This is a genomic window from Acinetobacter sp. Brlt_5, from assembly GCF_051949055.1.
GTDB classification, from domain to species: Bacteria; Pseudomonadota; Gammaproteobacteria; order Pseudomonadales; family Moraxellaceae; genus Acinetobacter; species Acinetobacter indicus.
Map to the genome: position 1 here is coordinate 230,808 of NZ_JAYJLP010000001.1, position 24,078 is coordinate 254,885.

Here is a 24,078-nt window from a genome sequence, read left to right on the forward strand (position 1 = left end):
GAAAAGCGTTTCTTATGGTAATAGACCAATCACCTCTAGGCCAGCCTGCTCTGCAAAGCCAAACATCAGGTTCATGTTTTGTACCGCCTGACCGGCTGCCCCTTTCACCAGATTGTCCTGTGCCACCAGCACCACCAGTTTCTTCGGTTGCGGCTTGTACAGCGCAATACGTAACTGGTTGGCGCCGCGTACTGAACGCGTTTCCGGTGAGCTACCTACTGGCATTACATCTACAAACTGCTCTTGCGCATAAAACTGTTCATACAGCGCCTGTACATCTGCCGCATCCCCTGCATCGGTCAGGTCAATATACATGGTGCTGAGCATGCCACGAATCATCGGTACTAAATGCGGCACAAACACAATGTGGTTAAACACATCTTTTTGACCAGAAATGTTTTCCAATGCTTCCACAATTTCCGGATGATGACGGTGACCTGCCACCCCATAAGCCTTGAAATTATCGGCATTTTCAGAGTAAATCATGCCCAGGCTGGCTTTACGGCCGGCACCAGATACGCCTGATTTGGCATCAATAATAATGCTTTTAGGTTTAATCAAGGTTTCAGCAGATTTTAATAATGGCGCCAAACCTAATTGCACGGTAGTTGGATAACAGCCCGGGTTGCCAATCACCTGTGCTGTTTTAATCTGCTCACGGTTCAGTTCAGATAAACCATAAACTGAATCTTTAAGAATGTCCGGACACGCATGTTCCATGCCGTACCATTTTTCGAATTGGGCCAAATCCTGTAAACGGAAATCTGCCGCCAGATCAATCACTTTGGCATTGGCAGCAACCAGATCGGCCGCGTGTTTCATGGCAACACCGTGCGGCGTGGCAAAGAACACCACATCACACTGTTTTAAATCTTCAATATTTAAATCTGAATAGCATAAATCGGTATGACCACGCAGACTTGGGAACATATCATCGACACGGCGACCAGCTTCAGTACGTGAGGTTAATACAGTGACCTGTACCTCTGGATGTCGTAGTAAAAGACGTAAAAGTTCAACGCCTGTATAACCTGTACCGCCGACAATACCTACTGAAATCACGTTCATACCTCAATCAAGTGTGCTATGTTCAATAAAGCAGTAGTATGACAGGAAGTTTGTGCTTTCTAAACCTTTTTACTCGGTATTGATGGTTTTTTGTCTTATGTGCCTATTGGATCGATCAGAGTACTGATTTTTCAAGAAAATGAACGAGGAATGGGTGAGTTCAACAAGGATGACCCGGCACCCTCACCCCAACCACCAATATGGCAACTGAAAGCGTTTTAAAAATTGTCGATGCTGCTGAAACTCAGGATCATGCCGCGCCACCTCTGCCCAAAAGCGCGGGCTATGATCAAAATGGCGGGTATGCGCCAACTCATGCACACAGACATAACGACAAATCGCTTCTGGCATTAATACCAGCGCACTATTCAGCATAATATCGTGGCGGGCCGAGCAACTGCCCCAACGGGTTTTCGGCTGGCGGATATTACAGCCGTTAAAGTTCAGCCCAGTATCCAGACTCAACTGTTCTAAATACAGCGGCAAATGCTGCTTGGCATAGGCAATAATAAAAGTTTTTAAATAAGCTTCAGGATGCCGATCACTAATCCACAGCTGTAAAGCAGATTCATCCCAGATAAAATTCTGTTTCTGGCTCTGATAACTAATCTGAATAGGCGTATTGAGATTAAACAGTTGTAATTCAGCAGGCAGGCTCTGATCAACCCGCTGCAACTGGGCCTGTTGCGCTTGCCAGGTTTTTAACAGCCAGCTTTCGGCATCGGCAATAAATTTCTGGATTTGACGATTGCTACAAAAAACAGGCGCCGTGACTTTAATCTGCTGACCATCGACACGTAAACGCAGTCGCGTCGCACGAACATTACGGGTGATTTGAATTTCAGGAAGGTCGGATAATGTCATTATTGTTCTTTTTAGAGAGTCCTCCCCGACCCTCCTTTAATAAAGGAGGGAGAAAAGCCCCTCTTTTTTAAAGAGGGGTTTGGGGAGATTAACTCTTAAAGCTGTTAAGTTTAAATTGCAGTACGCTCTTCGATACCGTTATTGGTTGCAACAATAGCAATATCAGCTTTGTTTACAGCAAAAATACCGTTACACACCACACCCGGAATATCATTGATGGTTTTTTCCAGTTCCAGTGCATTTAAGATATTCAGGTTATAAACATCTAAAATCACATTGCCGTTATCGGTTACCACACCTTCACGGTACGCCGGATCACCCCCAAGTGCGACCAGCTTGCGCGCCACAGCAGAACGCGCCATTGGAATTACTTCAACCGGTAGCGGGAATTCACGGCCCAACTGTTCAACCCATTTTGAATCATCGACGATACAAACAAATTTTTTCGCAATCGACGCGACAATTTTTTCACGGGTTAACGCCGCACCGCCACCTTTAATCATGTGCATATGACGATCAATTTCATCTGCGCCATCGACATAGGCATCTAAACCGCCCACGCTGTTCATATCCACGACTTCAATACCCAGCTTTTTCAGGCGCTCTGCCGTTGCTTCAGAACTGGCTACAGCCGCTTCCAATTGCAATTCAGGCAATAAATCGATGAGGAAATTGACGGTACTGCCTGTGCCTACACCCAGAATCCCGCCTTTAGGCAAATGTTTTAAGGCTGCTTTTGCCGCAGCTTGTTTCTTCTCATCTTGGGTTGCATACAGACTCATGACTTCGCTCAACTATTTTTTGACATTTGATGCTGATTTTACAGCCCAAATGTACAGGGGTTTGTTACAATAAACCCCTATTTTAAACTGTTAGATGGAAGATTAACATGCTGTCTCGTTTGGTTCGACAAATTTTACAAGCAACAGTCTACGATGTTGCAATCGAAACCCCACTCGAAGCAGCGCCACGAATTAGTGAACGACTGAATAACAACATCCGCTTCAAGCGGGAAGATTTACAACCGGTCTTTTCTTTCAAACTACGCGGTGCCTATAACCGTATTAGCCAACTACCTAAAGCGCAGTTAGAACGTGGCGTGATCACAGCTTCAGCCGGCAACCATGCTCAAGGCGTGGCTCTTTCAGGAAAAAAACTGGGGATTCGTGCCATTATCGTGATGCCTAAAACCACGCCAGATATTAAAGTACAGGCGGTAAAACGTTTAGGTGGCGAAGTAGTACTACACGGCGATTCGTTTGATGTGGCCAACAAATATGCCATTCAGCGTGCCCAGGATGATGGCATGACCTTCATTCCACCTTATGATGATGAACTGGTCATGGCCGGCCAAGGCACCATCGCCAATGAAATTTTACGTCAATGGCGCGATGTCGATTATGTCTTTGTTGCCGTAGGTGGCGGTGGCCTGATTGCCGGTGTAGCAGCGTACTTGGGTGATGTCGCTCCGCATGTCAAAGTCATTCCAGTGGAATATGATGAATCAGCCTGTCTGAAAGCAGCCTTAGAAGCCGGTGAGCGTATTGTTCTGCCTTCGGTTGGTCTGTTTGCCGATGGAACCGCCGTGGCACAGATTGGTGAAAAACCATTTGATGTGATTCGCCTGCAAAAATCAGACAACTCTGGCCCGATTGTCGAACCGGATGTGGTGCTGGTGAATACTGATGAAATCTGCGCTGCAATTAAAGATACTTTTGATGAAAACCGCAGCATTGTGGAACCATCAGGTGCTATGGCCTTGGCCGGCATCAAAAAATATGTCGAGCAGCATGAGCTGATTGGCAAAAATATCGTGTCAATTGTTTGCGGCGCAAACATGAACTTTGACCGCCTGCGTTATATCGCCGAGCGCACTGAACTCGGTGAGCGCAAAGAAGCGATTTTTGCGGTGACTATTCCAGAACAGAAAGGCTCTTTCCTGAACTTCTGCCGCGCCCTGCAAGGCCGTAATATTACCGAGTTTAACTATCGTGCCAGTGATGCATCGGCCGCACAGGTCTTTGTCGGCATTAGCTTAAAAGGCGGTGAAAAAGAACGTCATGACATCTTTGAGGCCTTGAAAGTGCAATATGATGTTGATGATCTGTCCGATGATGAAGTGGCCAAACTGCACATCCGCTATTTAATTGGCGGTCATGCCGATATTGAAAATGAACGTCTGTTCCGGGTGGAATTTCCGGAGCGTCCAGGCGCCCTGCTGACCTTCCTGGAGCGTTTAGGCCCGACCCATAACATCACCCTGTTCCATTACCGTAACCACGGCGCCGCCGAAGGCCGTGTGCTGGTGGGTCTGGAAGCCAGCGATGCCAAACAGAACCCGGACGGGCTGATTGAAACCCTGGAAAGCATTAGCTATCCATATGCGGAAATTAGCAATAACTTAGGTTATCAGCGCTTCCTGAAATAAAATCCAGTTTAAAAAACCGCCATTTGCTGGCGGTTTTTTATTGGTTTACACAAACACCCTAAGAAAAATGATGTAAATATCCACCTGATCTTTAAAATAAATTTATATTCACGCTAACCATAAAAATGTAATTAGGAACACACTATGGCGCAATTTGCAGTCATTGGCTTAGGCAGTTTTGGTGCCACCGTTGCCACGCAACTGGTCAGCCTGAAACATGATGTGATTGGCATCGATATTAATAAAAAGTATGTGGAAAATATTGCCGAGGAAATTACCCATGCCGTGATTGCCGATGCCACCGACGAACACGTGCTACAGGAGCTGAATATCCAGAACTGTGATGCGGTGGTGGTGGCCATTGGTGAAGATATTGAAGCCAGTATTTTATGTGTGCTGCATCTGAAAAATATGGGGCTGGAAAAAATTTATGTCAAAGCCAAGTCCAAAGCCCATCACATGATTCTGACCCATCTGCAGGTCAGCAAAATTATTCATCCGGAAGAAGATATGGGTGTCCGCATTGCCCAGTCACTGAGTTATCCGATGGTCAGCCGCTATATGGCGCTGGAAGATGACCACTTTATTGTCAAAGTGGAAGTCACTGAAGCCTTAAACGGTACGCGCTATCATGAGTTTATCGGTCATGCGCCAGAAGTGAAAACCCTGCTGCATAAACGCGGCAGCGAGATTCAGTTCAGCCTCGATCCGCAGTTAATTATGCAGCAAGGCGATATTCTGGTGCTTGAAGGCCAGGTTGAACAGCTGAAACGCTTATCCAAGCATTTTAAATAGCCATGAACCACATGACGAAGAATAAGACTGCCTATAAAAATACGGCGAAGCCCAGCACAGCAACCACGGTCAATTTAAGCCCGCCGAGTCTGCTCGCACTGGGATTTTTAAGCTTTATTGTGATTGGGACCTTGCTACTTAAACTGCCCTTTGCCCATGAGGGGGACCTGAGCTGGTTACAGGCTTTATTTACTGCCACCTCTGCGGTGACCATTACCGGCTTGTCGGTGGTCAATGTCGGCGAGGCCTATACCGTATTTGGCCAGATTGTGATTATGCTGTTGCTGCAATGTGGCGGGCTGGGCTTTATGACTTTCGCAATTCTGGCCGCCATGAGCCTGTCACCGAAAATTGGCTTAAAACAGCAGATGATGGCCCAGGAAACCATTGGTCAGACCAGTCTGGCGACGGTGGGCTTTACCATTAAAGGCGTATTACTCTATTCACTGTTTTTTGAAGGCATCGGCACCTTTATTCTGACCTTGGCCTGGCTGCAGGATTATGATTTTCTGGAAGCCTTTTTCTATGCCGCCTTTTACAGTGTCTCGGCTTTCAATAATGGCGGATTTTCATTATTTCCCAACAGTTTAATGAGCTTTGCCGACCAGTACCTGATTACCTTTACCATCAGCATGCTTTACATTATTGGCGGTGTGGGCTTTGTGGTGCTAATGGACATTAAAAAAACCCGGCGCTGGCATAAACTCAGCGCCAACAGCAAGCTGATCCTTTCCACTATTCTGGGTTTAAACCTGTTTGCTTTTATCACCATCTGGCTGCTCGAAGCCAGCAATCCTGCGACGCTGGCCGCCATGAGCCTGACCGATCAGGCCTGGAATGCCTGGTTCCATGCCACCGCCCCCCGTTCTTCCGGCTTTAACAGTCTGGATATTGCCAGCATGAGTGATGCTTCCAATTTGCTAACCATGTTTCTGATGTTTATTGGCGGAGGCTCTTTAAGTACCGCCGGTGGCATTAAAGTCGGCACCTTTATTATTGTGGTGTTAAGCGTGATCAGCTTTTTAAGACGCGCCGATGAAGTGCGGGTGTTTAATTATTCGGTACCGGAAAAAACCACCTTTAAAGCCTTGGCTGTGGTGTCAATTACTGCATTTTTAGTCTTTGCCGGGATTTTCAGCCTGTTGCTGCTGGAACCTGAACATGAGTTTATGGACTTGCTGTTTGAGGCGGTTTCTGCGGCCTGTACCGTGGGTTTATCTCGCGGGATTACCGGGGAATTACAACCCTTAAGTCTGGTGGCCTTAATGCTGCTGATGTTTGCCGGCCGTTTAGGCCCACTGACCTTAGCCTATTTAATTGCCACGCCTAAACGCAGCCGCCTGCAACATCCCACCACCGATATTCAGATTGGTTGATGCGCGAGTTCCGTTATCAACTGAAATTAAAAAAGCCACTGTCTACAGTGGCTTTTTGCGGGTGCATGAATTTAGAACCAGTTCATTAACGATACACCTAGGCCGACATAGGTCGCGCGGTGGTTATAATCAATCAGGCTTTCTCCATAGCCATCAAACAGCTGGAAATGCCCTCTTAATTTGCCGCTAATCGGGAATACCCAGTCAAACTGGGCAGCGCCATGCGCATCATCTCCACCTTTTAGGCTATGCCGTAACATCAGCGAGAAATCATGATCTTTCCAGCGGTAGAATGCCAGCATATCGCCACGGCCAATATAGTTTTTAATATCCGGGTTGTTGTCATCACTGCGGTCTTCTTCAATGCGATACCACGGACGCAACATCAGCGCAAAATTGTTCTTTTCAAAGCCCAGATTCAAAATGACCCGGTTCCAGCTCCGTGACAGCGGATCGGAACGGCCATTGGACTGATGGTTCAAGGTCAGGCCTAACAAGCGCCCATTCAAGCCCAGAATCTCATAATTGGTTCTGAACATTAAACTGGCTTCAGGTTCATAATTGGTTTCACGAAATGGGCGTGATTCTTCACCATTATAAACCTGCCAGCGTGAGGACTGGGTATAGCCGAGCCAGAGATCGCCATTATCGCCCAGCAGGTTTTCAACCGCTTTGGTTTTTAGTGACAACTGGAATTTGGCTTCGGTTGATGTCAGATTCTGCTGCTGCGCTTCAGTAACGGTATTGTTTTCATTCGGACTGGATGGACGTTCGTTTTTATCGGAGGTCCAGAAGCCCGGCATCAGATACACCGGTTGATAAGCCCGGATATTCCAGGTGCCCAGCTTGCTTTCGGGTGCCAGTTCCCAGCGTTTATCCAGCAATGACACGTTCGGATCAATATGTGAACCTTCCAGTGAAAACAGGTTGTTCACCCCGGCCACAATTTTTTCTTTAACGGTTTCTGGTGGAGGGGCCAATTGCTGCGCTGCCTGACGCTCGGAAACCAGATCTGCCTTTTCCGCTTCCGGCAGCTTGAATAAAGCATCATAACAGGCTAAACGCTCGGCATTGGACTCCAGCGCCACACAGGCTTCCGGTGTCGGTGGAATGGTGACCACCGTTGCTTCCAGCGCCTGTACATGTGTCACAAACAAAGCGCTGAGTGCAGTAACACTCAGCGACCAGCTTGTGCGCTCAACAGGATTGAACGCCATAGAACTTCCTCTATTGTTTTTTTAATTGACTTGTTTGATCTGGAAACCCAGCTCCTGCAGCGCTTCACGTTTCGCCACCGGTGCTACCACCGATTTCACCGGGGTTTGCTGACGCAAATAAACGTCGGCCACACGTTTCAGATCATCTAAAGTAACCGCCAGTAAACGCTCACGCAGTTTGGTTCTAAAGGCCGGGGTGCGCACATGTAATAAGGCATAACATGCGGTAATTGCTTCACCGGCTGGAGAGCCTGGTTTATCCATACTGGCAATCAAACCTAGAATGGCTTCTTCCAGCTGATACGGTAACTGCTCGGCATTCAGCAACCAGTCCACACTGGCCTCAAAATCCTTAAAGGTTTCAGCCAGACGCGGGTCACGGTAGCTATAGAAACGGAACGAGCAGGCATTGCCATCATAGCTGGCACCGCCACCATAGGCGCCGCCTTTTTCACGGATGGCACTGTGCAGGAAGCCATTGCGCAAATACGCCGCCAAGACCATCAATGGTGCTGCATCTGGATGCGATACTTCCACCGCAGGATACGCTGCCGCACAGAACTGTACATTGGCCTGAATCAGCCAGGCTTCATCTGCATTGTTATTTTCAACAGGCACTTGAGTTAAAGCTGCCTCGTGCGGTTCAATTGCCAGCTTGTCCCACACGGTCTGGATTTCTTCAATCAAACGGTCTGATTGTGGCTCTTCACAGACCAGCAGGAACTGTTTTGGCGCTTGCAGCAACATACTGTGAATCAGCTTAAGCTCATCCATCAGCGCATCAAAAGCAGCATCATCCTGTTCAATTTTGCTGACCAGCTCGCTTAACCAGTTCAATGCGCCCAGACCAGTATTATGATAATCACGCAGCGCTAAAGCACTGTGGTTACGTGAAGCGGCCTGCATGGCATAGCTATGTCCTGCACCCGATACCCGGGACTGCCAGCGCGTTTTACGTTGCTGTAATAGCTCGATAATCCGGTCTTTTTCATCAAAACGCAGTTGCTCAAAGGCAATTTTTAGTAGGCGGATAGCATCAAAATTATTTACCAGTGATTTGGTGGTTAAGGTCAGCCAGGCACTAATCCGGTTTTTGTCATCGACCTTAGAGCGTAAGGATGCCCCCATACCCAGACCGCCACTCACTGCAGTTTGCAGCTGTTGCAGTTCCAGATAATCATATTCACCGGCACCGACTTCACCCATTAAAATCGACAGCAGATTAAAATAAGGCGATTTCACGATCTCATCGGGAATACGCACCAAGACCTGCTGGTAATAAATACCGTTGGTACCGGCATGATACAGGTTTAATGGTGTATCAATGCGGTTGCAGATAATCTCACGTAGCTGCCCCTGTACAATTTGCAATTCTGCCGGCACATCTTCGAGGCCGACTTTTGGCAGCAGGTTTAAATCATCCGGGGTATCCTGACGCACTTTTAGCGCTTCGGTCTGGGCGATAATTTCTGCTTTTTGTGCTTCGGTCAGCTGCGCACCAATTTCAGCCAGACGGGCTTTTTCAGCTTCGGCATCTTTGGCTGATTTGCTGGCATCTGGGACCAGGGTCATTTGGACGCGATGCGGATTATCAATCAAGTGCTGCTGAATCAACTGAGACAGCCACATTGGATCTTTCAGTTCTTCTTTAACCTGTTCAATGGCACTGTCAACATCCCAGACATGCACCGGATCACTATGGTGAATCGCGCTGCTCAAGCCGTTTAGAATCAGGCTTAAACCGTATGGCATACCATCGCCGTTAATTTCACGCTGATGCAGCTCGATCTGGTGTAAAATAGCATTGACGGTATCGCTGTCGACCGGTTTAGACGCCACTTCTTGCAGTACCTTGAAGACGCCCTCTTTAAAGGTTGCTGCATGCTCAGGATTAGAACCTTGAATGGCACAGAAGAAAGTCATTTCAAAGTTGGAATCATCCACGCCCATAAATGGCCCGGTTGATTGCGCATAACCACAGGTTTCTAAATAATGACGCAGTGGTGAAGCCGAGTTTTCCAGTAACACACCTTCGACCAGACGCATGCCCAAACGCAGTTTAATATCACTGGCTTCTGGCAATAACCAGCTTAGAACATGGTAAGTTTTGTCTTTTAAATCTTCAGCATCGACCGCATAGCTTTCAGTTACGGTCACTGGCGCAGCCAAACGGCGCTCAGGTTTTGAATACAGGGTTTCGCCCTGTTCAAACTTGGCTAAAGCCAAGCTCTGGAACTGTTCTTGCAAGTCATACGCTGACTGATTACCAAAAGTCATAAATACCGCATTACTTGGGTGATAATGGGATTTATAGAAATCCACTAACTCTTGGTAAGTTAAGTCTGGAATATCTTTCGGGTCACCACCGGAATTGTAATGGTAGGTGGTTTCCGGGAACAAATGATGTGCCAACTGGTGATACAGCTGATCTGAAGGCGAACTCATCGCGCCTTTCATTTCATTAAAGACCACGCCTTTATATACAGGCTCACCATTTTCCAGCTCGATACGAATCCCTTCCTGGGCAAAATCCAGTGGATTCAGGTTGGCTGCAAAGGCTGCATCCAGATACACCTCCAGCAGGTTCTGGAAATCTTTCTGGTTTTGGGTGGCAAATGGATACGCTGTCCAGTCAGCTGCAGTAAAGGCGTTCATAAAGGTGTTTAATGAACGGCGAATCATCAGGAAAAACGGGTCACGTACCGGGAATTTTTCAGAGCCACACAGTGCAGTATGTTCCAGAATATGCGCTTCGCCCTTGGAATCCATAGGCTGGGTACGAAATGCCACCAGAAATACATTTTCATCATGATTGGTGGCCAAATGATAATGCACCGCACCGGTAACCCGATGCTTATATTCAGACACTAAAATGTCTAAGGCTTCAACATGGTGTTGACGTACCAACTGAAACGCAGGATGAACGGTTTGAGAAATGGTTTCAGTGACATCTACAGTCATGCGATCTCCTAATCATCAAAATAAAAAAACTAAAGCCATTATAGCTTTAGTTCTTGATATAATTCACGCTTAAATCCCGACTAAAATTATAGAAATTTGCAACCCAGGCAATTTTCAAACCCCAGTCCGAAGCTCATGCTGCCGTTTAAACCAAATATTTAAAATAATTATAATTGGGATGGTTTTCGACATAGACATAATTCTGCTTCTGGTAAAAATGCGCCGCAGATTTGGTTTCGGTATCCAGACATAGGGCCGAAAAATGAGGACGTGCCTTTTTCTCTAAGTATTGCAATAACAGCTTGCCCACGCCATGTTTACGATATTCAGGCAATACATAGAAACGGCGCACCCGGCCAATTCCCTGTTCCACTTCCTGATCATTCCACTGCTGGTTCAGGCCGCCACAGGCAATCAGCTTGTCCTGATCATAAGCAAAAAGTAAAAATTCCCCAGGCTGATCGAAACGATTCTTGGCACTCTGATACTCATCAATTAAACGCTGTACAAAAGCAAAACCCTCTTTCGATGCCTGTTTTTCAAGCTCGACAATTTGCTCTGGTAATCCTTGCGCTTCTTTTATCTCGATATTCATTTCACTATCCTGATCTGCTTTACTAACTTTCCTCAATGAATAAAACCGTCTAAAAAATGAATTTTATTCACAAATCTACAGCAATCCTGAGCATTGGTGTAAACTTAGCATTTATTTTTTGATGTGATTGAACGACATGGCAACTGTTGACCTCTTTGCAATTGGTAATGCACTCATTGACCAGGAATTTCAAGTCTCTGATGACTTCCTTACTCAACAAAATTTGCAAAAAGGCACCATGCAGCTGACCGATGGCGAAACCCAAGCAAATTTATACAACAACTTACAGCAAACGCAAAGCTATAAAGGTCAAGCTTCAGGCGGTTCGGCTGCAAATACAACAGTTGCCTTTAGCGCATTGGGCGGTTCTGCCTTTTATGCCTGCCGCGTGGGCAATGATGACTTGGGTGAAATTTACCTGAATGGCCTGAATGATGCGGGCATTCGCACCACCGCAAAATCGGTCAGTGAAGGCGTAACCGGAACCTGTATGGTATTAGTCAGCCCGGATTCTGAGCGCACCATGCATACCTATTTGGGTATTACTGCAGAACTCACCGATGCACAAATTGATTTTGAACCCTTAAAAACCGCGAAATGGCTGTATATCGAAGGTTATTTATCGACTTCGGACAGCGCACGTCAGGCGGTAAAACAAGCGCGCGAAATTGCCAAAGCTCACCAGACCCAAATTGCCTTAACCTTATCTGACCCGGCAATGGTGCAATATGCGCGTCAAGGTTTAGATGAATTACTCGATGATGGCGTGGACCTGCTGTTCTGTAACCAGCAGGAGGCCATGATGTATACCGGCACCGAAACGGCAGAAGCCGCTTTGGAACAGCTGAAGCAAAAAAGCAAATACGTTGTCATTACAATGAGCGCACAAGGCGCAATGATTTTTGATGGTCAACATACCTTTAGCGTTGCAGGCCGTCAGGTGCATGCCATTGATGCCAATGGTGCGGGTGATGCTTTTGCCGGTGCGTTCCTGTATGCCTTGAATGCCAACCTTGGCTTTAAAGCCGCTGCCGAGCTGGCCATTTTAATTTCCAGTGAAGTGGTGTCACAATTTGGTCCACGTCTAGAGGTTGAACAGTACGCAACCCTTCTTCAGAGCTATAACAAGGAATGTGCCTAATGCATAAAATCTGCATGACCGAAGATATCCCTGAACGTGAAGCACGCTCGTTCGAGCTTCCAGATGGCGATACCATTTTTATTACCCAGCGCGATGGCATGTTCTATGCCTATCAGAACCTGTGCCCGCATTTACAGGTCGAGCTTGAATTTCTGGAAAACCAGTTTTTAGACCGGGATCAGGAATTTATTGAATGTTCGACCCACGGTGCGCTGTTTGTGGTTGAAACCGGGGAATGTATTTCTGGCCCATGCCAAGGTCAAGCACTTGAAAAAGTAGAGATTACCGTGCATTCTGATGGCGGAATTTACTTAACAGAATAATTTTAAGCCCCATCTGCAGGTTACGCCATGCTTGAGTTTGTATTAGACATCGACTTAATTCCTTTTCATTTAAGTCTGATTGCACTTGTCTTGCTCAGCCTGGCGGAAATTGTGGGGCATTATTTTAATCTCAAGCCCAGCGCGATATTCAAGCAGCTGTTTCCGCAGCGGCTGCTGGACTCGCCCTTACTCAATGTTAAATTCTCCAAGCTGCTGATTTTCGTGTTTCTGCTCCTGAATTTTAGTGTGGCGGGCTATTTCCTGCAGTTTGCGCTCTATTCGCAGCAGCAAAGTTTTGTTCCATCGTATTATCTGATTTTACCAGCGCTTATCATTGCCCTGTTTTTTACCGTGTTTATGATTCACTGTCTGGATCAGGTGATTAAACCGCAAAAAACCATTCAGCATGTCAATTTGCTGGGCCGCCTGGCCACCATTTCCAGTGGCAACGCCCGTCCCGGTTTTTCGGCTCAGGCCCGGGTTCGGGATGAATACGGCCAGCTGCATTACGTGCAGGTCGAGCCGGAATTTGGTGAACTGGAATTTCAGGCACAAGTGATTTTAATCCGGCAAAAAAAATCCTATTACATTGCCAAGAAAATTTCCGCCTCGAACAATCTGTTCTATGGCGAAACTAGCAGCTGATTTAAGCTCGCTCATCTTTCAGCCACGAGTCAGAGACACATCCTCACTTTGTCCAAGATAAAGCTACAACGCCCTGTATCTCTCAGCTTTTCCTCCATCCTTGCCGTGTACGTTCGTTCTTTCCGTTTAAGCTGCTCGATTCACTTTCTCTTGGCCTCAAGATCAGCTGTTCTGCACATTATGACCATCGCTGTGGTTGTTCGTTGTGATTGTTCACTCTGCCCTCCACGTTGAAGACTAAAAAAGAAATTTTCCGTGTCGCTGCTTATTGCACTTTTATCGCACTTCATTGTGCATATTTGCTACAAATTGCTCCATTTTGGTGCTTGATTGTTTTCCGCGCAAATGCTTACACCCCAAGCCTTACAGCCATTTTTTAACACCCAACTATTGAATAAAAGTTAAAAATTAAAAGCTGGAATTTTTAATAAAATCGTCAAAATTTTCAAATATAACTATTTTAGTCAGAATTAAATTTTAATTCACACCATTTTAGTCAGAATAATCATTATTATAAATACAAGCGTTTTAGTCAGGTTTTTAACTGGAATTTTTTTGATTAAAAATTAAAAAAACTTTTTATAAGTTATTGTATTTTAATACATAAACAATATATTTTTATTTTAACTGTGCAGGCTATTTATTTTTTGTATTATTTTGTTTAATAATATAAGACACAGTTTAAAAACAGGCTTGTTTCTATGAGCTTAGTCCCGAAAGATTTGAACCGTCGTGTAACCCGAGAAATAGCAGCCATTTTAATAATTAAGGTTGTTATTTTAATGGCGATTAAAAATATCTGGTTCGATGCCCCTACCATTCCTGAAAATTTTGACTCTCAAGTTGCTGAGCGTATTGCCAGCAATCCTTCCCAAATCAAGGAGACACGTTGATGATTTCTGAAAGCGTGGTCGATCTCTCGCGGTTCCAGTTCGCAATGACCGCGATGTATCATTTTATTTTTGTTCCACTGACACTTGGTCTTGCTTTTATTCTGGCCATTATGGAAACCACCTATGTGATTTCCGGCAAAGAAATTTATAAGGACATGACCAAATTCTGGGGAAAACTGTTCGGTATTAACTTTGCTTTAGGGGTAACTACCGGCCTGACCATGGAGTTCCAGTTCGGTACAAACTGGGCGTATTACTCGCACTACGTGGGTGATATTTTTGGTGCTCCGCTGGCCATTGAAGGCTTGATGGCTTTCTTCCTTGAATCGACCTTTATTGGTCTGTTCTTCTTCGGCTGGGATCGTCTGTCCAAGGTACAACACTTGTGTGTAACCTGGCTGGTGGCCTTGGGCTCAAACATGTCGGCGCTGTGGATTCTGGTGGCTAACGGCTGGATGCAAAACCCGGTCGGTTCTGCGTTTAACTATGAAACCATGCGTATGGAAATGATTGATTTCGGTGCGCTAATTTTCAACCCGGTGGCACAGGTTAAATTCGTCCATACCGTTTCTGCCGGTTATGTTACAGGTGCGATTTTCGTTCTGGCGATTTCGAGCTACTACCTGCTGAAAAAACGTGACCTGCCATTTGCGCGTCGTTCGTTCGCGATTGCGGCTATCTTCGGTCTGGCATCTACCCTGTCTGTAATCTTACTGGGTGATGAATCTGGTTATGAACTGGGCGATGTCCAAAAAACCAAACTGGCTGCAATTGAAGCGGAATGGGAAACTCACCCGGCACCGGCTGCATTTACTCTGTTTGGTATTCCAAATCAGGAAACCCAGACCACCGATTATGCGATTAAAATTCCGTATGTGATGGGTCTGATTGCAACACGTTCAACCACTGAAGAAGTGACCGGGATCAAAGACCTGATTGCCCAGCATGAAGTGCGTATCCGTAACGGTATGGTGGCTTATCAGCAACTTGAACAACTGCGTGCAGGTGACACCTCACCAGAACTCAAAGCGGCATTTGATGAATCTCAAAAAGACCTGGGTTATGGCCTGTTACTGAAAAAATATACACCTAACGTGGTAGATGCGACTGATGAGCAAATCAAACTTGCTGCAGCAGACACTATTCCACACGTTCCAAGCTTGTTCTGGGCCTTCCGTGCCATGGTGGCTTCTGGCTTCTTAATGCTACTCCTGTTCGTTCTGGCAACACTGGCTGTAGCAAAACGTAATGCAGAAAACAAACCTTGGTTATTAAAATTCGCCCTGATTGCCCTACCATTGCCATGGATTGCTGCGCAAACTGGCTGGTATGTGGCTGAAGTAGGTCGTCAACCTTGGACTATTGGTGAAGTTCTACCAACATATCTCTCTGCATCTAGCTTAAGTACTGGCGATGTATGGGGTTCAATCATTGCATTAGCATCGTTCTATACCGTACTGCTGATCATTGAAATGTACCTGATGATTAAATTCTCTCGTCTTGGTCCAAGCTCGTTACATACCGGCAAATACCATTTCGAAAAATTGGAAGCTGCCAAAAAAGCATCTGAGGAGACTCAAGCATGATCGAATATGAATTACTCAAAATCATCTGGTGGGTACTGGTGGGCGTACTGCTCATCGGTTTCGCCCTCACCGATGGTTTCGATATGGGCTCTATGGCGATCATGCCATTCGTTGGAAAAAATGATGAAGAACGTCGTGCGGCAATCAATACGATTGCCCCACACTGGGACGGTAACCAGGTCTGGTTCATTACTGCTGGTGGTGCACTATTTGCTGCATGGCCAATGGTGTATGCAACTGCCTTCTCGGGCATGTACTGGGCGCTGCTTTTAGTCCTGTTTGCGCTATTCCTGCGTCCGGTCGGCTTTGACTACCGCTCCAAGCTGGAAAACACTAAATGGCGTACTGCCTGGGACTGGGGTCTATGTATCGGTGGTGCAGTACCTGCGCTGGTATTTGGCGTAGCGTTCGGTAACATGTTCTTAGGTGTACCTTTTGAACTGGATGAGACTGTACGATCCAACTACACCGGCAGCTTCTTTGCCCTGCTTAACCCGTTTGCTTTGGTCTGCGGTATCGTGAGTCTGGCCATGCTGTGTGCGCATGGTGGTGCATGGTTAATGTTACGTACCGATGGTGCTTTACGCGAGCGTTCTGCCAAAGCCACCAAAATCAGCGGTATCGTGTTCCTGGTCTGCTTCCTGCTGGCAGGTGCATGGTTATACTTCGGTGGCATCCAAGGTTATACCCTGGTTACACCATATGACACCGGTAGCGCTGCAAACCCGTTAGCCAAAGAAGTGATGACTAATGCCAACCCGGGCTGGATGAACAACTACTCGGCTTACCCGATCACCATGATTGCGCCAATTATGGGTATTCTAGGCGGTATCATTGTGATTCTGGCAGCCTCTAAAGGTAAAGCAGGTTTAAGCTTCACTGGTTCTGCACTGGCAGTAACAGGTGCGATTCTGACTGCAGGTTTTGCCCTGTTCCCATTCCTGATGCCATCGAGCATAGATCCTGTATCTAGCTTGACCATGTGGGATGCGGTATCTAGTCAAAATACTTTAACGGTAATGACTGTTGCAGCCTGTATTTTTGTGCCAATCATTTTGCTGTACACCACCTGGTGTTACTACAAGATGTGGGGCGTGATTACCAACAAACACATCAAAGAGAATTCGCATAGCCTGTACTAAGGCTATGCTCTAAAGGAGTAAAGATTATGTGGTATTTTGCTTGGATTCTCGGTATTTTGATGGCCTGTTTTGCAGGTGTACTGAGTGCGCTCTATATCGAGCATCATCAAGACCTGGATGAGGAATAAGTCATGACAGAGGTTGTAATGGAAACTCCAGTAATCGAAAAAAAACCGAATAAACTTGCGATGGTCATTTCTTGCTTATTGGCCTTTCCATTGGCAGCCGTGTTATTACTTCATCCAGCTGCCATGTTGGATGCCGATGGCAATTACAGCCACAGTGCCATGATGTACATCATGATTGGCATTTCCGGCGGATTTATCCATGGTGTTGGTTTTGTCCCACGTTTCTGGCTGTGGAAATGGCTGTTTAGTCCATTTGTGGCCTGGCCATTAATGATCTGGGGCTATTACACCTGGTTCTTTTCTTGATGAAACAAGCTCCCTTCGGGGAGCTTTTTAATTTCTGGGAGATCCATTCTGATACAAAATGGGATCAGCACAATTTCATCACAAGATGATTTCCCACATCCTTTAAAAAAGATCAGCCCGATCTCTTTTAAAAATTAAAATCTATTTTTATCCAACCCCGCTTTTTATTTATATCTGAATTGATGTCTATGTGGATGCTTAATTTAAGGTGGTGATAAAGCAACTAATATTTAGATTCAAGCTCAATCAACTTCTGTATTTATCTCATTGATCGTGGTATTTTCTTAGGAAATTTCAAACGGATACAACCTATCGCCATAAAAAAAGCCGGACATTCAGTCCGGCTTCTTTAATCTGGAATAATTAAGGCTCAATCGGTGCAAATGGCGCCACCACATCGGCATTTTGTGCACGGTGACGTAAGAAATGATCCATCAGCACAATCGCCAGCATCGCTTCCGCAATTGGTGCAGCACGCACACCCACACATGGATCGTGACGGCCTTTGGTCAGTACATCGGTATCTTCACGGTCAATGGTAATGGTTTTACCCGGTGTGGTAATAGACGCCGTTGGTTTAAGCGCAATCGCCACACGAATGGTTTGACCACTGGAAATACCACCCAAAATACCGCCAGCATGATTGGCCAGGAAGCCTTGTGTGGTCAGTTCATCACGGGTTTCATGACCGAACTGTTCCGCCACGGCAAAACCATCGCCAATTTCTACGCCTTTAACCGCGTTAATCGACATCATGGCATGGGCAATATCAGCATCTAAACGGTCAAATACCGGCTCGCCCCAGCCCACAGGCACTTTTTCGGCCAGAATTTCCAGTTTGGCGCCACAGCTGGTGCCTTGTTCACGTAATGAAGTCACCAACGCTTCAAAACGTGGCACAGCATCGGCATCGCCACAGAAAAACGGGTTATTCGGCACTTCATTCCAGTCCAGCTTTTCCGCTTTTTCTGTACCAATTTGGGTCACATGACCACGAATCAGAATCCCGAATTTTTCTGCCAGATATTTTTTGGCAATCGCACCGGCAGCTACACGCATCGCAGTTTCACGGGCACTGGAACGACCACCACCACGATAATCACGGAAACCGTACTTTTGCGTATAAGTATAGTCGGCATGACCCGGACGGAAAGTCTGGGCAATGTTGCCATAATCCTTGGATTTCTGGTCGGTATTGCGAATCAGCAAGCCAATTGGCGTACCGGTGGTTTTACCCTCAAATACCCCAGAAATAATTTCAACCTGATCTGGCTCTTTACGCTGGGTTGCAAATTTGGAAGTCCCCGGCTTACGGCGGTCCAAATCGTGCTGTAAATCGGCTTCTGTCAGTTCCAGGCCCGGCGGTACACCATCAACAATGGCCATCAGGCCTACACCATGCGATTCACCACAAGTCGTGACACGGAAGAGTTGTCCAATACTATTACCTGCCATGTGCAACGACTCCTTTATGAATTAACAGATTGAATGAATAAATCGCGGTATTGACGGCACTGTGCTGCAGTTAGGGCAAAAATGCCTGAACCACCTTTCTGGAATTGTAGCCAGTGGAAATCGACGGTATTAAAGTTCTGTTTCATGGCCCATTCAGAGTTACCGACTTCAATCACAATCAGACCATCTTCGGTTAAATAGTCTGCGGCTTGGGCCAGCATTTTACGCACCAAGTCCAGACCATCCTGACCGGCAGCCAACGCCAGCTCTGGCTCATGACGGAATTCATCTGGCAGGTCGGCCATGTCTTCGGCATCGACATACGGTGGATTCGATACAATCAGATCATACTGATTTTCTGCTGGAATTTTAGAGAACAAATCCGACTCAAGCAGCGCCACCTGATACTGCATGTTGTGATGTTCGGTGTTAATGGCCGCAACTTCTAAAGCATCTTTAGAAATATCGGTCGCATCCACTTCTGCATCCGGGAAAGCATAAGCCAATGCAATTGCGATACAGCCTGAACCGGTACACATATCCAGAATACGACGTGGCATTTGCGGATTTGGGTTGGCTGGCAAGTTATTATTGGCTTCACCCATCTGGCCATTTTCATCCAGACAATATGGCGCAAAACAGTTTTCAATAAGTTCAGCTATTGGCGAACGTGGAATCAACACACGCTCATCGACATAAAACGGTTTGCCATAGAAATAGGCCAGATTGAGCAGATAAGAGGTCGGCGTGCGTTCATTAATACGACGCTCCAGCAGACTTAAAAACTCCTGCTTTTCGCTCGGCAGTAATTTGGCATCCAGAATTTCTGCATCGGCATTCCAGTCCAGCGACAGGGTTTGTAATACCAGCGCGGAACTTTCAGCAAAATAATCTTCTGTACCTTGACCTAGATGTGCATCATATTGACGTAATGCTGTTACACCAAAACGGATAAAATCACGAATGGTGACTAATGTTTCAGCAGCTTCCTGCAAATGTTCAGGGCTAATAGTCGGTCGATCCACCTAAGGTCTCTCCAGTGTCAATTTTTTAAAACGCCTTATGATACCTTGTTTTGTGCGCTTTTATAATGTCTCTGTGCGTAAAAGCCGGATTTCAATCTGATAAATTGATCTCAACTTTCACGGCCTTAGCCAGATTTGGAATAAAGCCCTGAAATGGTAAGTACAGGATTAACGGGCAATAAATTTGCTCTGATAATAATTGGCCTGATCAATCACCTGTGCCAGCGTACAACGCGATTGCTGCAATTTGGCAACATCACCGTTCATGCCCCGATAGCATTGCTGCTTTAAACGCTGCTCCCACAATGCATGTTGCTGGGCAATATTGGCCTGATGCACCCCACTGGCCCGATAATAGGACTTATAGCTTTTCTTTAAGCGTTTTTGCTGCTGTTTCAGTTCTTTATTGACACATTTTTGCAAGACTGATGTTTGCCCATAGGCATGATTGCTACATTGAATATACTGATTTGAATAACTTTCCTGCGCATAGGCCGAACCTGCCAGCAGCGCCCAGACTATTCCCCCGATGAATGCTAAACGCATCATATTCCCCTTGCTGCCAAACACAGCGATTATCTTTGTTTTAATTTATGTAAAGCATATTACTAAACTTCAGGCAAAAAACCTATAGCGATGAACAGGATAAAATTTCCAGATCTTCACAATTTCCTGCCATTTTGCGATTGAATCTGCAAAAATAGACCTTATATTGACTATGAGACTCCCGTGAACCTGTTGATATGAGTTACAAACACAATAACCTGCTGGCCATGCGTCAAAACTACTGGAATGACAACGATTCACCGCGTGTCTTGCAGGAAAAACAGTTTTTACAGCAAATGCTGGTGGAACGCGGCATTTTTCAGGATGCGACTTTGGATGATGCCAAATATCTATTTTTTAACCTGCCCAGCATTATTATTGTCAAAGGCTATGCGCATGGTTTTCTGCATGAATCGGTACAAAGCCTGATTTTAAAATACATTGATGAAAACAAGCAGATGCTGCAACAAAAAAGTACCCTCAAGATTAAATTCCGGATGTGAGTGAGCGAAATTGCATCTTTATAGATTTTGCTTAGGCTATTTCATAGAGAATGCAAAACTTAACTCGACATTCAGCAACTTGAACTTTTTTAATACGTTAAGACCCGTTAATATTCGTTAAACTATGACCTTTCTGCGAATTGCTGATTGAAGGATTAAATTTACATGTCAGATCAGAACGATAAGCTTAAACAATTGAAAACTTCCTCTATGGATCGACGCTTATCGATCGCGAAGGCATCGTTGCTGGCCGGGACACGTTGGGCCGCCTCCAGCGCCGGTTCAATCTTTTCCAGTGAAGAAGAAAAAGAAAAGAAACGCAAAAAAGCCATGAAAGAACAGGCCGATTATCTGGTCGCAGAAATTGGCAAACTGAAAGGCTCTATCGTTAAAATTGGCCAGATGATGGCGCTTTACGGCGAACATTTCCTGCCTGAAGAAATCACCCAAGCCCTGAATACCCTGAATAACCAGACTGTTGCCCTGGCCTGGCCTGCGATTAAAACCCAGTTACAGGACCAGTTAGGTTCCAAACTTAATGATCTCACCATTGACCATGAGCCTTTAGGTACCGCCTCTTTGGCTCAGGTACACCGCGCCACCCGTAAATCTGATGGTATGGAACTGGTATTAAAAATCCAGTATCCGGGTGTGGCCGATGCCATTGATTCGGATATGAGTCTGTTTAAAAACATGCTGAAACTGACCCGCATGGTGCCGCAAACCCGCGAATTTGATCAGTGGTTTGATGAAGTCCGCGAAATGATGCACCGCGAGGTCAATTATCGGATTGAGGCAGCCACCACACGCCGTTTTGCCGAGCGTTTAAAGCAGGACCCGCGCTATATCGTTCCAACCATTATTGAAGATTACTGTACCGATCAGGTGCTGTGCATGACCTTTGAACGTGGCGTACCAATCAACAGTCCGGTGATGCTGTCTTTACCACAAGAACGTCGTAACCTGCTTGGTGAAGCCTCTTTAGAAGTGGCAGTGCGGGAAATTTTTGAATGGGGCGAAATGCAGACCGACCCAAACTTCGGTAACTATCTAGTACGTCTGGGCAATGGAGCAGATGTACAGGATAAAATTGTGCTGCTGGATTTCGGTGCCATTCGCCAGTTTGATGACAACCTGCTCTCGGTCGCACGTAACCTGATTCAGGCCGGCTATCAGCATGACGCGGAGATGATGGTGAAAGCCATGACCGGTTATGAGTTTTTTGACTCCATTCCGCAAAGCATTAAGCCGGATATGGCCAAAGTCTTTTTACTGGCCACCGAAGCCTTTAGCAGTCCTGAAAACAACCCGGATTTACCAGCCGGTGTGATGGATGATCAGCATCGTTATGACTGGAAAAAAAGCCAGCTGCATAGCCGGGTGATGCAACAGGCCTCTAAATCCATGGCTTCACGTTATTTCAGTGTTCCGCCGAAAGAGTTTATGTTTATTAGCCGTAAATTTATTGGGGCTTATACCTTTATGACCGTGATTGATGCCAAAACCAATGTGCGCGACATGATCAAAAAATTCCAGTAAAGCCACACCCGACCCGAATGCAGCTAATGTCATTCGGGTCAATCCTCTCCCTTCCCCGCTCTTTCCAAAAATTAAAAATATAAACAGAAGCAACTATTTAGATTCCTGTTTCATCTTGCAACAACCGTTTATCTTTGACAATTGAGTATGTCAGTTCTGACATGGTTTTTTAAACGGCCGCGTGTCAGCATAAAAATAATCACCCGCATGATGGAACAACAACAATGACCAATATGGTAAACAAGGCCCAAGGATTTGGACTGTCGCTGCTCACTCGGCTTGCCAGCAGCGAGGTTTTAGACCAGCTCAAACTGCGTAAATTTGTAGAAAAATCTTTATATCAGGGTGCCAAAGCCGGCTTTAAAACCTTAAGCGTGACCCAGAAAGCTTTTCAAAAGCACGATGATGTACCCAGACAGCGTTTACCCCATCAGCAAAAATCCCTGTTTGATTTAAGCCTGAGCGAAGAACAGCAAATGACGGTAGATACCATGCAGCAGTTTGCCACAGAGGTGCTTTATCCACTGGCGCATCAGGCGGATCATCTGGAACAGTTTCCCGAAGTGTTATGGCGACACAGTCAGGATTTGGGCCTGAATGATTATGCACTGCCGGAGGCTTTGGGTGGCGTGGCCAGCGAGCAGAATATTGTCACTAATATTCTGATGGCCGAGCATTTGGCCCGGGGTGATTTCAGCCTGACCGCAGGTTTATTGTCGACCTTTGGGGTAATCAATGCCCTGACCCGCTGGGGTTCTGAAAGCATCCAGTCACGTTATCTGACCAGTTTTGCAGAAGATTCGGAACTGCGCGCCAGCTTTGCCGTGCAGGAAGCTACACCGGCTTTTGATCCGCTGCGTTTAAATACACAAGCCACTTTTAGCCAGGGCCAGTACTGGATTCAGGGTGAAAAAACTCTGGTAATGCTGGGTGAAACGGCGGACTTGTATCTGGTAAGTGCTGAATTCAATGGCCAGCCAGAAGTATTTGTGGTGAAACGCGACAGCAGCATTCGTGCACAAAAAAGCCCGGCAATGGGGCTGAAGGCCACAGAAACAGTCACCCTCAGTTTTCAGCATACCCCAGCCGAACGTCTGGGCGATGATGATTTTGACTATAGTGCTTTTATTGATTTGGGTAATTTAGTCTGGTGTGCCATGGCGGTTGGGTGCTGCGAAGCCGTGAAAGCCTATTGTATTGACTATGCCAACCAGCGCAAGGCCTTTGGCGAGCCCATCTCACATCGTCAAAGTGTGGCTTTTATGATTGCCGATATGGCGATTGAAATTGATGCGATGCGCATGCTAGTGCTGAATGCTGCCAGTCTGGCCGAAGCTGGACAGGACTTTCATCGGGAAGCCTATCTGGCACGCTTGTTATGTGCAGAAAAATCCATGCAAATTGGCACAAATGGCGTGCAGATTCTGGGCGGTCACGGCTTTACCAAAGAACATCCGGTCGAGCGCTGGTATCGTGATCTGCGCGCGACCGCGATTGTCCAGTCTGGCCTGCATGCCTAAATAACCATAAAAATAAGGAACA

The 24,078-nt window shown here is 46.2% G+C and carries 23 protein-coding genes; 14 read left to right on the top strand and 9 right to left on the bottom strand.

Annotated elements, in window-relative coordinates; all coding sequences use genetic code 11:
* Nucleotides 1-12 precede the first annotated feature (12 nt).
* The 3 genes from argC to rpiA all read right to left on the bottom strand — a co-directional run bounded on the left by argC (nucleotide 13) and on the right by rpiA (nucleotide 2,714).
* Nucleotides 13-1,068, bottom strand: a complete 1,056-nt coding sequence (argC, locus tag VF685_RS01165) for an N-acetyl-gamma-glutamyl-phosphate reductase (RefSeq protein ID WP_286384808.1) — start codon at nucleotides 1,066-1,068, stop codon at nucleotides 13-15.
* A gap of 183 nt (nucleotides 1,069-1,251) precedes the next feature.
* Nucleotides 1,252-1,932, bottom strand: coding sequence for a M48 family metallopeptidase (locus VF685_RS01170; RefSeq protein WP_168407360.1), 681 nt, complete (start codon nucleotides 1,930-1,932; stop codon nucleotides 1,252-1,254).
* Between the two features lie 110 nt (nucleotides 1,933-2,042).
* Nucleotides 2,043-2,714 carry a ribose-5-phosphate isomerase RpiA gene (gene rpiA, locus VF685_RS01175; RefSeq protein ID WP_206862764.1) on the bottom strand — a complete coding sequence of 224 codons (672 nt, stop codon included), beginning with the start codon at nucleotides 2,712-2,714 and terminating at the stop codon, nucleotides 2,043-2,045.
* Nucleotides 2,715-2,821: 107 nt separating this feature from the next.
* Here rpiA and ilvA point away from each other — a divergent pair, with 107 nt between their 5' ends.
* The 3 genes from ilvA to VF685_RS01190 all read left to right on the top strand — a co-directional run bounded on the left by ilvA (nucleotide 2,822) and on the right by VF685_RS01190 (nucleotide 6,531).
* Nucleotides 2,822-4,360, top strand: a complete 1,539-nt coding sequence (ilvA, locus tag VF685_RS01180) for a threonine ammonia-lyase, biosynthetic (protein ID WP_005177685.1) — start codon at nucleotides 2,822-2,824, stop codon at nucleotides 4,358-4,360.
* 144 nt (nucleotides 4,361-4,504) lie between these two features.
* Nucleotides 4,505-5,155, top strand: a complete 651-nt coding sequence (locus tag VF685_RS01185) for a potassium channel family protein (RefSeq protein WP_005177682.1) — start codon at nucleotides 4,505-4,507, stop codon at nucleotides 5,153-5,155.
* A gap of 11 nt (nucleotides 5,156-5,166) precedes the next feature.
* Nucleotides 5,167-6,531 carry a TrkH family potassium uptake protein gene (locus tag VF685_RS01190; RefSeq protein ID WP_440203518.1) on the top strand — a complete coding sequence of 455 codons (1,365 nt, stop codon included), beginning with the start codon at nucleotides 5,167-5,169 and terminating at the stop codon, nucleotides 6,529-6,531.
* Between the two features lie 71 nt (nucleotides 6,532-6,602).
* On the opposite strand, the gene VF685_RS01195 is transcribed toward VF685_RS01190, so the two are convergent.
* The 3 genes from VF685_RS01195 to VF685_RS01205 form a co-directional block, all read right to left on the bottom strand.
* Entirely contained in the window at nucleotides 6,603-7,748 is a 1,146-nt protein-coding gene (locus tag VF685_RS01195; protein WP_005177679.1) for a phospholipase A, read from the bottom strand.
* 21 nt (nucleotides 7,749-7,769) lie between these two features.
* Nucleotides 7,770-10,709 (bottom strand): insulinase family protein, encoded by a 2,940-nt coding sequence (locus VF685_RS01200; protein WP_440203519.1) that lies wholly within the window; start codon nucleotides 10,707-10,709, stop codon nucleotides 7,770-7,772.
* A 145-nt stretch (nucleotides 10,710-10,854) separates the two neighbouring features.
* On the bottom strand, nucleotides 10,855-11,304 hold the full coding sequence (locus VF685_RS01205; protein ID WP_005177673.1) for a GNAT family N-acetyltransferase: 450 nt from the start codon (nucleotides 11,302-11,304) through the stop codon (nucleotides 10,855-10,857).
* 136 nt (nucleotides 11,305-11,440) lie between these two features.
* Between VF685_RS01205 and VF685_RS01210 the strand changes: the two genes are divergently transcribed.
* The 8 genes from VF685_RS01210 to VF685_RS01245 all read left to right on the top strand — a co-directional run bounded on the left by VF685_RS01210 (nucleotide 11,441) and on the right by VF685_RS01245 (nucleotide 17,468).
* A complete protein-coding gene (locus tag VF685_RS01210) occupies nucleotides 11,441-12,445 on the top strand; it encodes an adenosine kinase (protein WP_016658181.1) in 1,005 nt (334 codons plus the stop codon).
* A 14-nt stretch (nucleotides 12,446-12,459) separates the two neighbouring features.
* Nucleotides 12,460-12,768: a Rieske (2Fe-2S) protein gene (locus VF685_RS01215; RefSeq protein ID WP_171065079.1), complete on the top strand. Its 309-nt coding sequence runs from the start codon at nucleotides 12,460-12,462 to the stop codon at nucleotides 12,766-12,768.
* Between the two features lie 27 nt (nucleotides 12,769-12,795).
* Nucleotides 12,796-13,413, top strand: a complete 618-nt coding sequence (locus VF685_RS01220; RefSeq protein WP_016658183.1) for an OB-fold-containig protein — start codon at nucleotides 12,796-12,798, stop codon at nucleotides 13,411-13,413.
* A 701-nt stretch (nucleotides 13,414-14,114) separates the two neighbouring features.
* Nucleotides 14,115-14,306, top strand: a complete 192-nt coding sequence (gene cydP / locus VF685_RS01225) for a cytochrome oxidase putative small subunit CydP (protein WP_005177663.1) — start codon at nucleotides 14,115-14,117, stop codon at nucleotides 14,304-14,306.
* Nucleotides 14,306-15,892, top strand: coding sequence for a cytochrome ubiquinol oxidase subunit I (locus tag VF685_RS01230; RefSeq protein WP_005177660.1), 1,587 nt, complete (start codon nucleotides 14,306-14,308; stop codon nucleotides 15,890-15,892). Before cydP ends, VF685_RS01230 begins: the two co-directional genes overlap by 1 nt.
* A complete protein-coding gene (cydB, locus tag VF685_RS01235) occupies nucleotides 15,889-17,034 on the top strand; it encodes a cytochrome d ubiquinol oxidase subunit II (RefSeq protein ID WP_005177659.1) in 1,146 nt (381 codons plus the stop codon). Before VF685_RS01230 ends, cydB begins: the two co-directional genes overlap by 4 nt.
* A gap of 26 nt (nucleotides 17,035-17,060) precedes the next feature.
* The gene (gene cydX, locus VF685_RS01240; protein WP_002120988.1) at nucleotides 17,061-17,162 is read left to right on the top strand and encodes a cytochrome bd-I oxidase subunit CydX; all 102 of its coding nucleotides are present in this window, start codon (nucleotides 17,061-17,063) and stop codon (nucleotides 17,160-17,162) included.
* A 3-nt stretch (nucleotides 17,163-17,165) separates the two neighbouring features.
* Nucleotides 17,166-17,468: a cyd operon YbgE family protein gene (locus tag VF685_RS01245; RefSeq protein ID WP_005177656.1), complete on the top strand. Its 303-nt coding sequence runs from the start codon at nucleotides 17,166-17,168 to the stop codon at nucleotides 17,466-17,468.
* Nucleotides 17,469-17,831: 363 nt separating this feature from the next.
* On the opposite strand, the gene aroC is transcribed toward VF685_RS01245, so the two are convergent.
* From aroC to VF685_RS01260, 3 genes are all read right to left on the bottom strand, one after another.
* Nucleotides 17,832-18,923: a chorismate synthase gene (gene aroC / locus VF685_RS01250; RefSeq protein ID WP_016658184.1), complete on the bottom strand. Its 1,092-nt coding sequence runs from the start codon at nucleotides 18,921-18,923 to the stop codon at nucleotides 17,832-17,834.
* Nucleotides 18,924-18,937: 14 nt separating this feature from the next.
* Nucleotides 18,938-19,948, bottom strand: coding sequence for a 50S ribosomal protein L3 N(5)-glutamine methyltransferase (gene prmB, locus VF685_RS01255; protein ID WP_163141929.1), 1,011 nt, complete (start codon nucleotides 19,946-19,948; stop codon nucleotides 18,938-18,940).
* Between the two features lie 168 nt (nucleotides 19,949-20,116).
* Nucleotides 20,117-20,494: a lysozyme inhibitor LprI family protein gene (locus VF685_RS01260; protein ID WP_286384805.1), complete on the bottom strand. Its 378-nt coding sequence runs from the start codon at nucleotides 20,492-20,494 to the stop codon at nucleotides 20,117-20,119.
* A 197-nt stretch (nucleotides 20,495-20,691) separates the two neighbouring features.
* Between VF685_RS01260 and VF685_RS01265 the strand changes: the two genes are divergently transcribed.
* The 3 genes from VF685_RS01265 to VF685_RS01275 all read left to right on the top strand — a co-directional run bounded on the left by VF685_RS01265 (nucleotide 20,692) and on the right by VF685_RS01275 (nucleotide 24,056).
* The gene (locus tag VF685_RS01265; protein WP_005177647.1) at nucleotides 20,692-20,997 is read left to right on the top strand and encodes a hypothetical protein; all 306 of its coding nucleotides are present in this window, start codon (nucleotides 20,692-20,694) and stop codon (nucleotides 20,995-20,997) included.
* Nucleotides 20,998-21,162: 165 nt separating this feature from the next.
* The gene (locus tag VF685_RS01270; protein WP_005177645.1) at nucleotides 21,163-22,536 is read left to right on the top strand and encodes an ABC1 kinase family protein; all 1,374 of its coding nucleotides are present in this window, start codon (nucleotides 21,163-21,165) and stop codon (nucleotides 22,534-22,536) included.
* A gap of 224 nt (nucleotides 22,537-22,760) precedes the next feature.
* On the top strand, nucleotides 22,761-24,056 hold the full coding sequence (locus tag VF685_RS01275) for an acyl-CoA dehydrogenase family protein (protein WP_286384804.1): 1,296 nt from the start codon (nucleotides 22,761-22,763) through the stop codon (nucleotides 24,054-24,056).
* The last annotated feature ends 22 nt before the right edge of the window (nucleotides 24,057-24,078 follow it).

Coding starts and splice junctions, on each gene's coding strand:
- VF685_RS01200 (WP_440203519.1), bottom strand. CDS start 10,709: ATGACTGTAGATGTCACTGAAACCATTTCTCAAACCGTTCATCCTGCG.
- aroC (WP_016658184.1), bottom strand. CDS start 18,923: ATGGCAGGTAATAGTATTGGACAACTCTTCCGTGTCACGACTTGTGGT.
- VF685_RS01245 (WP_005177656.1), top strand. CDS start 17,166: ATGACAGAGGTTGTAATGGAAACTCCAGTAATCGAAAAAAAACCGAAT.
- VF685_RS01220 (WP_016658183.1), top strand. CDS start 12,796: ATGCTTGAGTTTGTATTAGACATCGACTTAATTCCTTTTCATTTAAGT.
- VF685_RS01275 (WP_286384804.1), top strand. CDS start 22,761: ATGACCAATATGGTAAACAAGGCCCAAGGATTTGGACTGTCGCTGCTC.
- VF685_RS01210 (WP_016658181.1), top strand. CDS start 11,441: ATGGCAACTGTTGACCTCTTTGCAATTGGTAATGCACTCATTGACCAG.
- cydX (WP_002120988.1), top strand. CDS start 17,061: ATGTGGTATTTTGCTTGGATTCTCGGTATTTTGATGGCCTGTTTTGCA.
- argC (WP_286384808.1), bottom strand. CDS start 1,068: ATGAACGTGATTTCAGTAGGTATTGTCGGCGGTACAGGTTATACAGGC.
- VF685_RS01195 (WP_005177679.1), bottom strand. CDS start 7,748: ATGGCGTTCAATCCTGTTGAGCGCACAAGCTGGTCGCTGAGTGTTACT.
- VF685_RS01260 (WP_286384805.1), bottom strand. CDS start 20,494: ATGCGTTTAGCATTCATCGGGGGAATAGTCTGGGCGCTGCTGGCAGGT.
- VF685_RS01205 (WP_005177673.1), bottom strand. CDS start 11,304: ATGAATATCGAGATAAAAGAAGCGCAAGGATTACCAGAGCAAATTGTC.
- rpiA (WP_206862764.1), bottom strand. CDS start 2,714: ATGAGTCTGTATGCAACCCAAGATGAGAAGAAACAAGCTGCGGCAAAA.
- VF685_RS01265 (WP_005177647.1), top strand. CDS start 20,692: ATGAGTTACAAACACAATAACCTGCTGGCCATGCGTCAAAACTACTGG.
- VF685_RS01170 (WP_168407360.1), bottom strand. CDS start 1,932: ATGACATTATCCGACCTTCCTGAAATTCAAATCACCCGTAATGTTCGT.
- VF685_RS01185 (WP_005177682.1), top strand. CDS start 4,505: ATGGCGCAATTTGCAGTCATTGGCTTAGGCAGTTTTGGTGCCACCGTT.
- VF685_RS01215 (WP_171065079.1), top strand. CDS start 12,460: ATGACCGAAGATATCCCTGAACGTGAAGCACGCTCGTTCGAGCTTCCA.
- VF685_RS01230 (WP_005177660.1), top strand. CDS start 14,306: ATGATTTCTGAAAGCGTGGTCGATCTCTCGCGGTTCCAGTTCGCAATG.
- VF685_RS01270 (WP_005177645.1), top strand. CDS start 21,163: ATGTCAGATCAGAACGATAAGCTTAAACAATTGAAAACTTCCTCTATG.
- ilvA (WP_005177685.1), top strand. CDS start 2,822: ATGCTGTCTCGTTTGGTTCGACAAATTTTACAAGCAACAGTCTACGAT.
- cydP (WP_005177663.1), top strand. CDS start 14,115: ATGAGCTTAGTCCCGAAAGATTTGAACCGTCGTGTAACCCGAGAAATA.
- VF685_RS01190 (WP_440203518.1), top strand. CDS start 5,167: ATGACGAAGAATAAGACTGCCTATAAAAATACGGCGAAGCCCAGCACA.
- cydB (WP_005177659.1), top strand. CDS start 15,889: ATGATCGAATATGAATTACTCAAAATCATCTGGTGGGTACTGGTGGGC.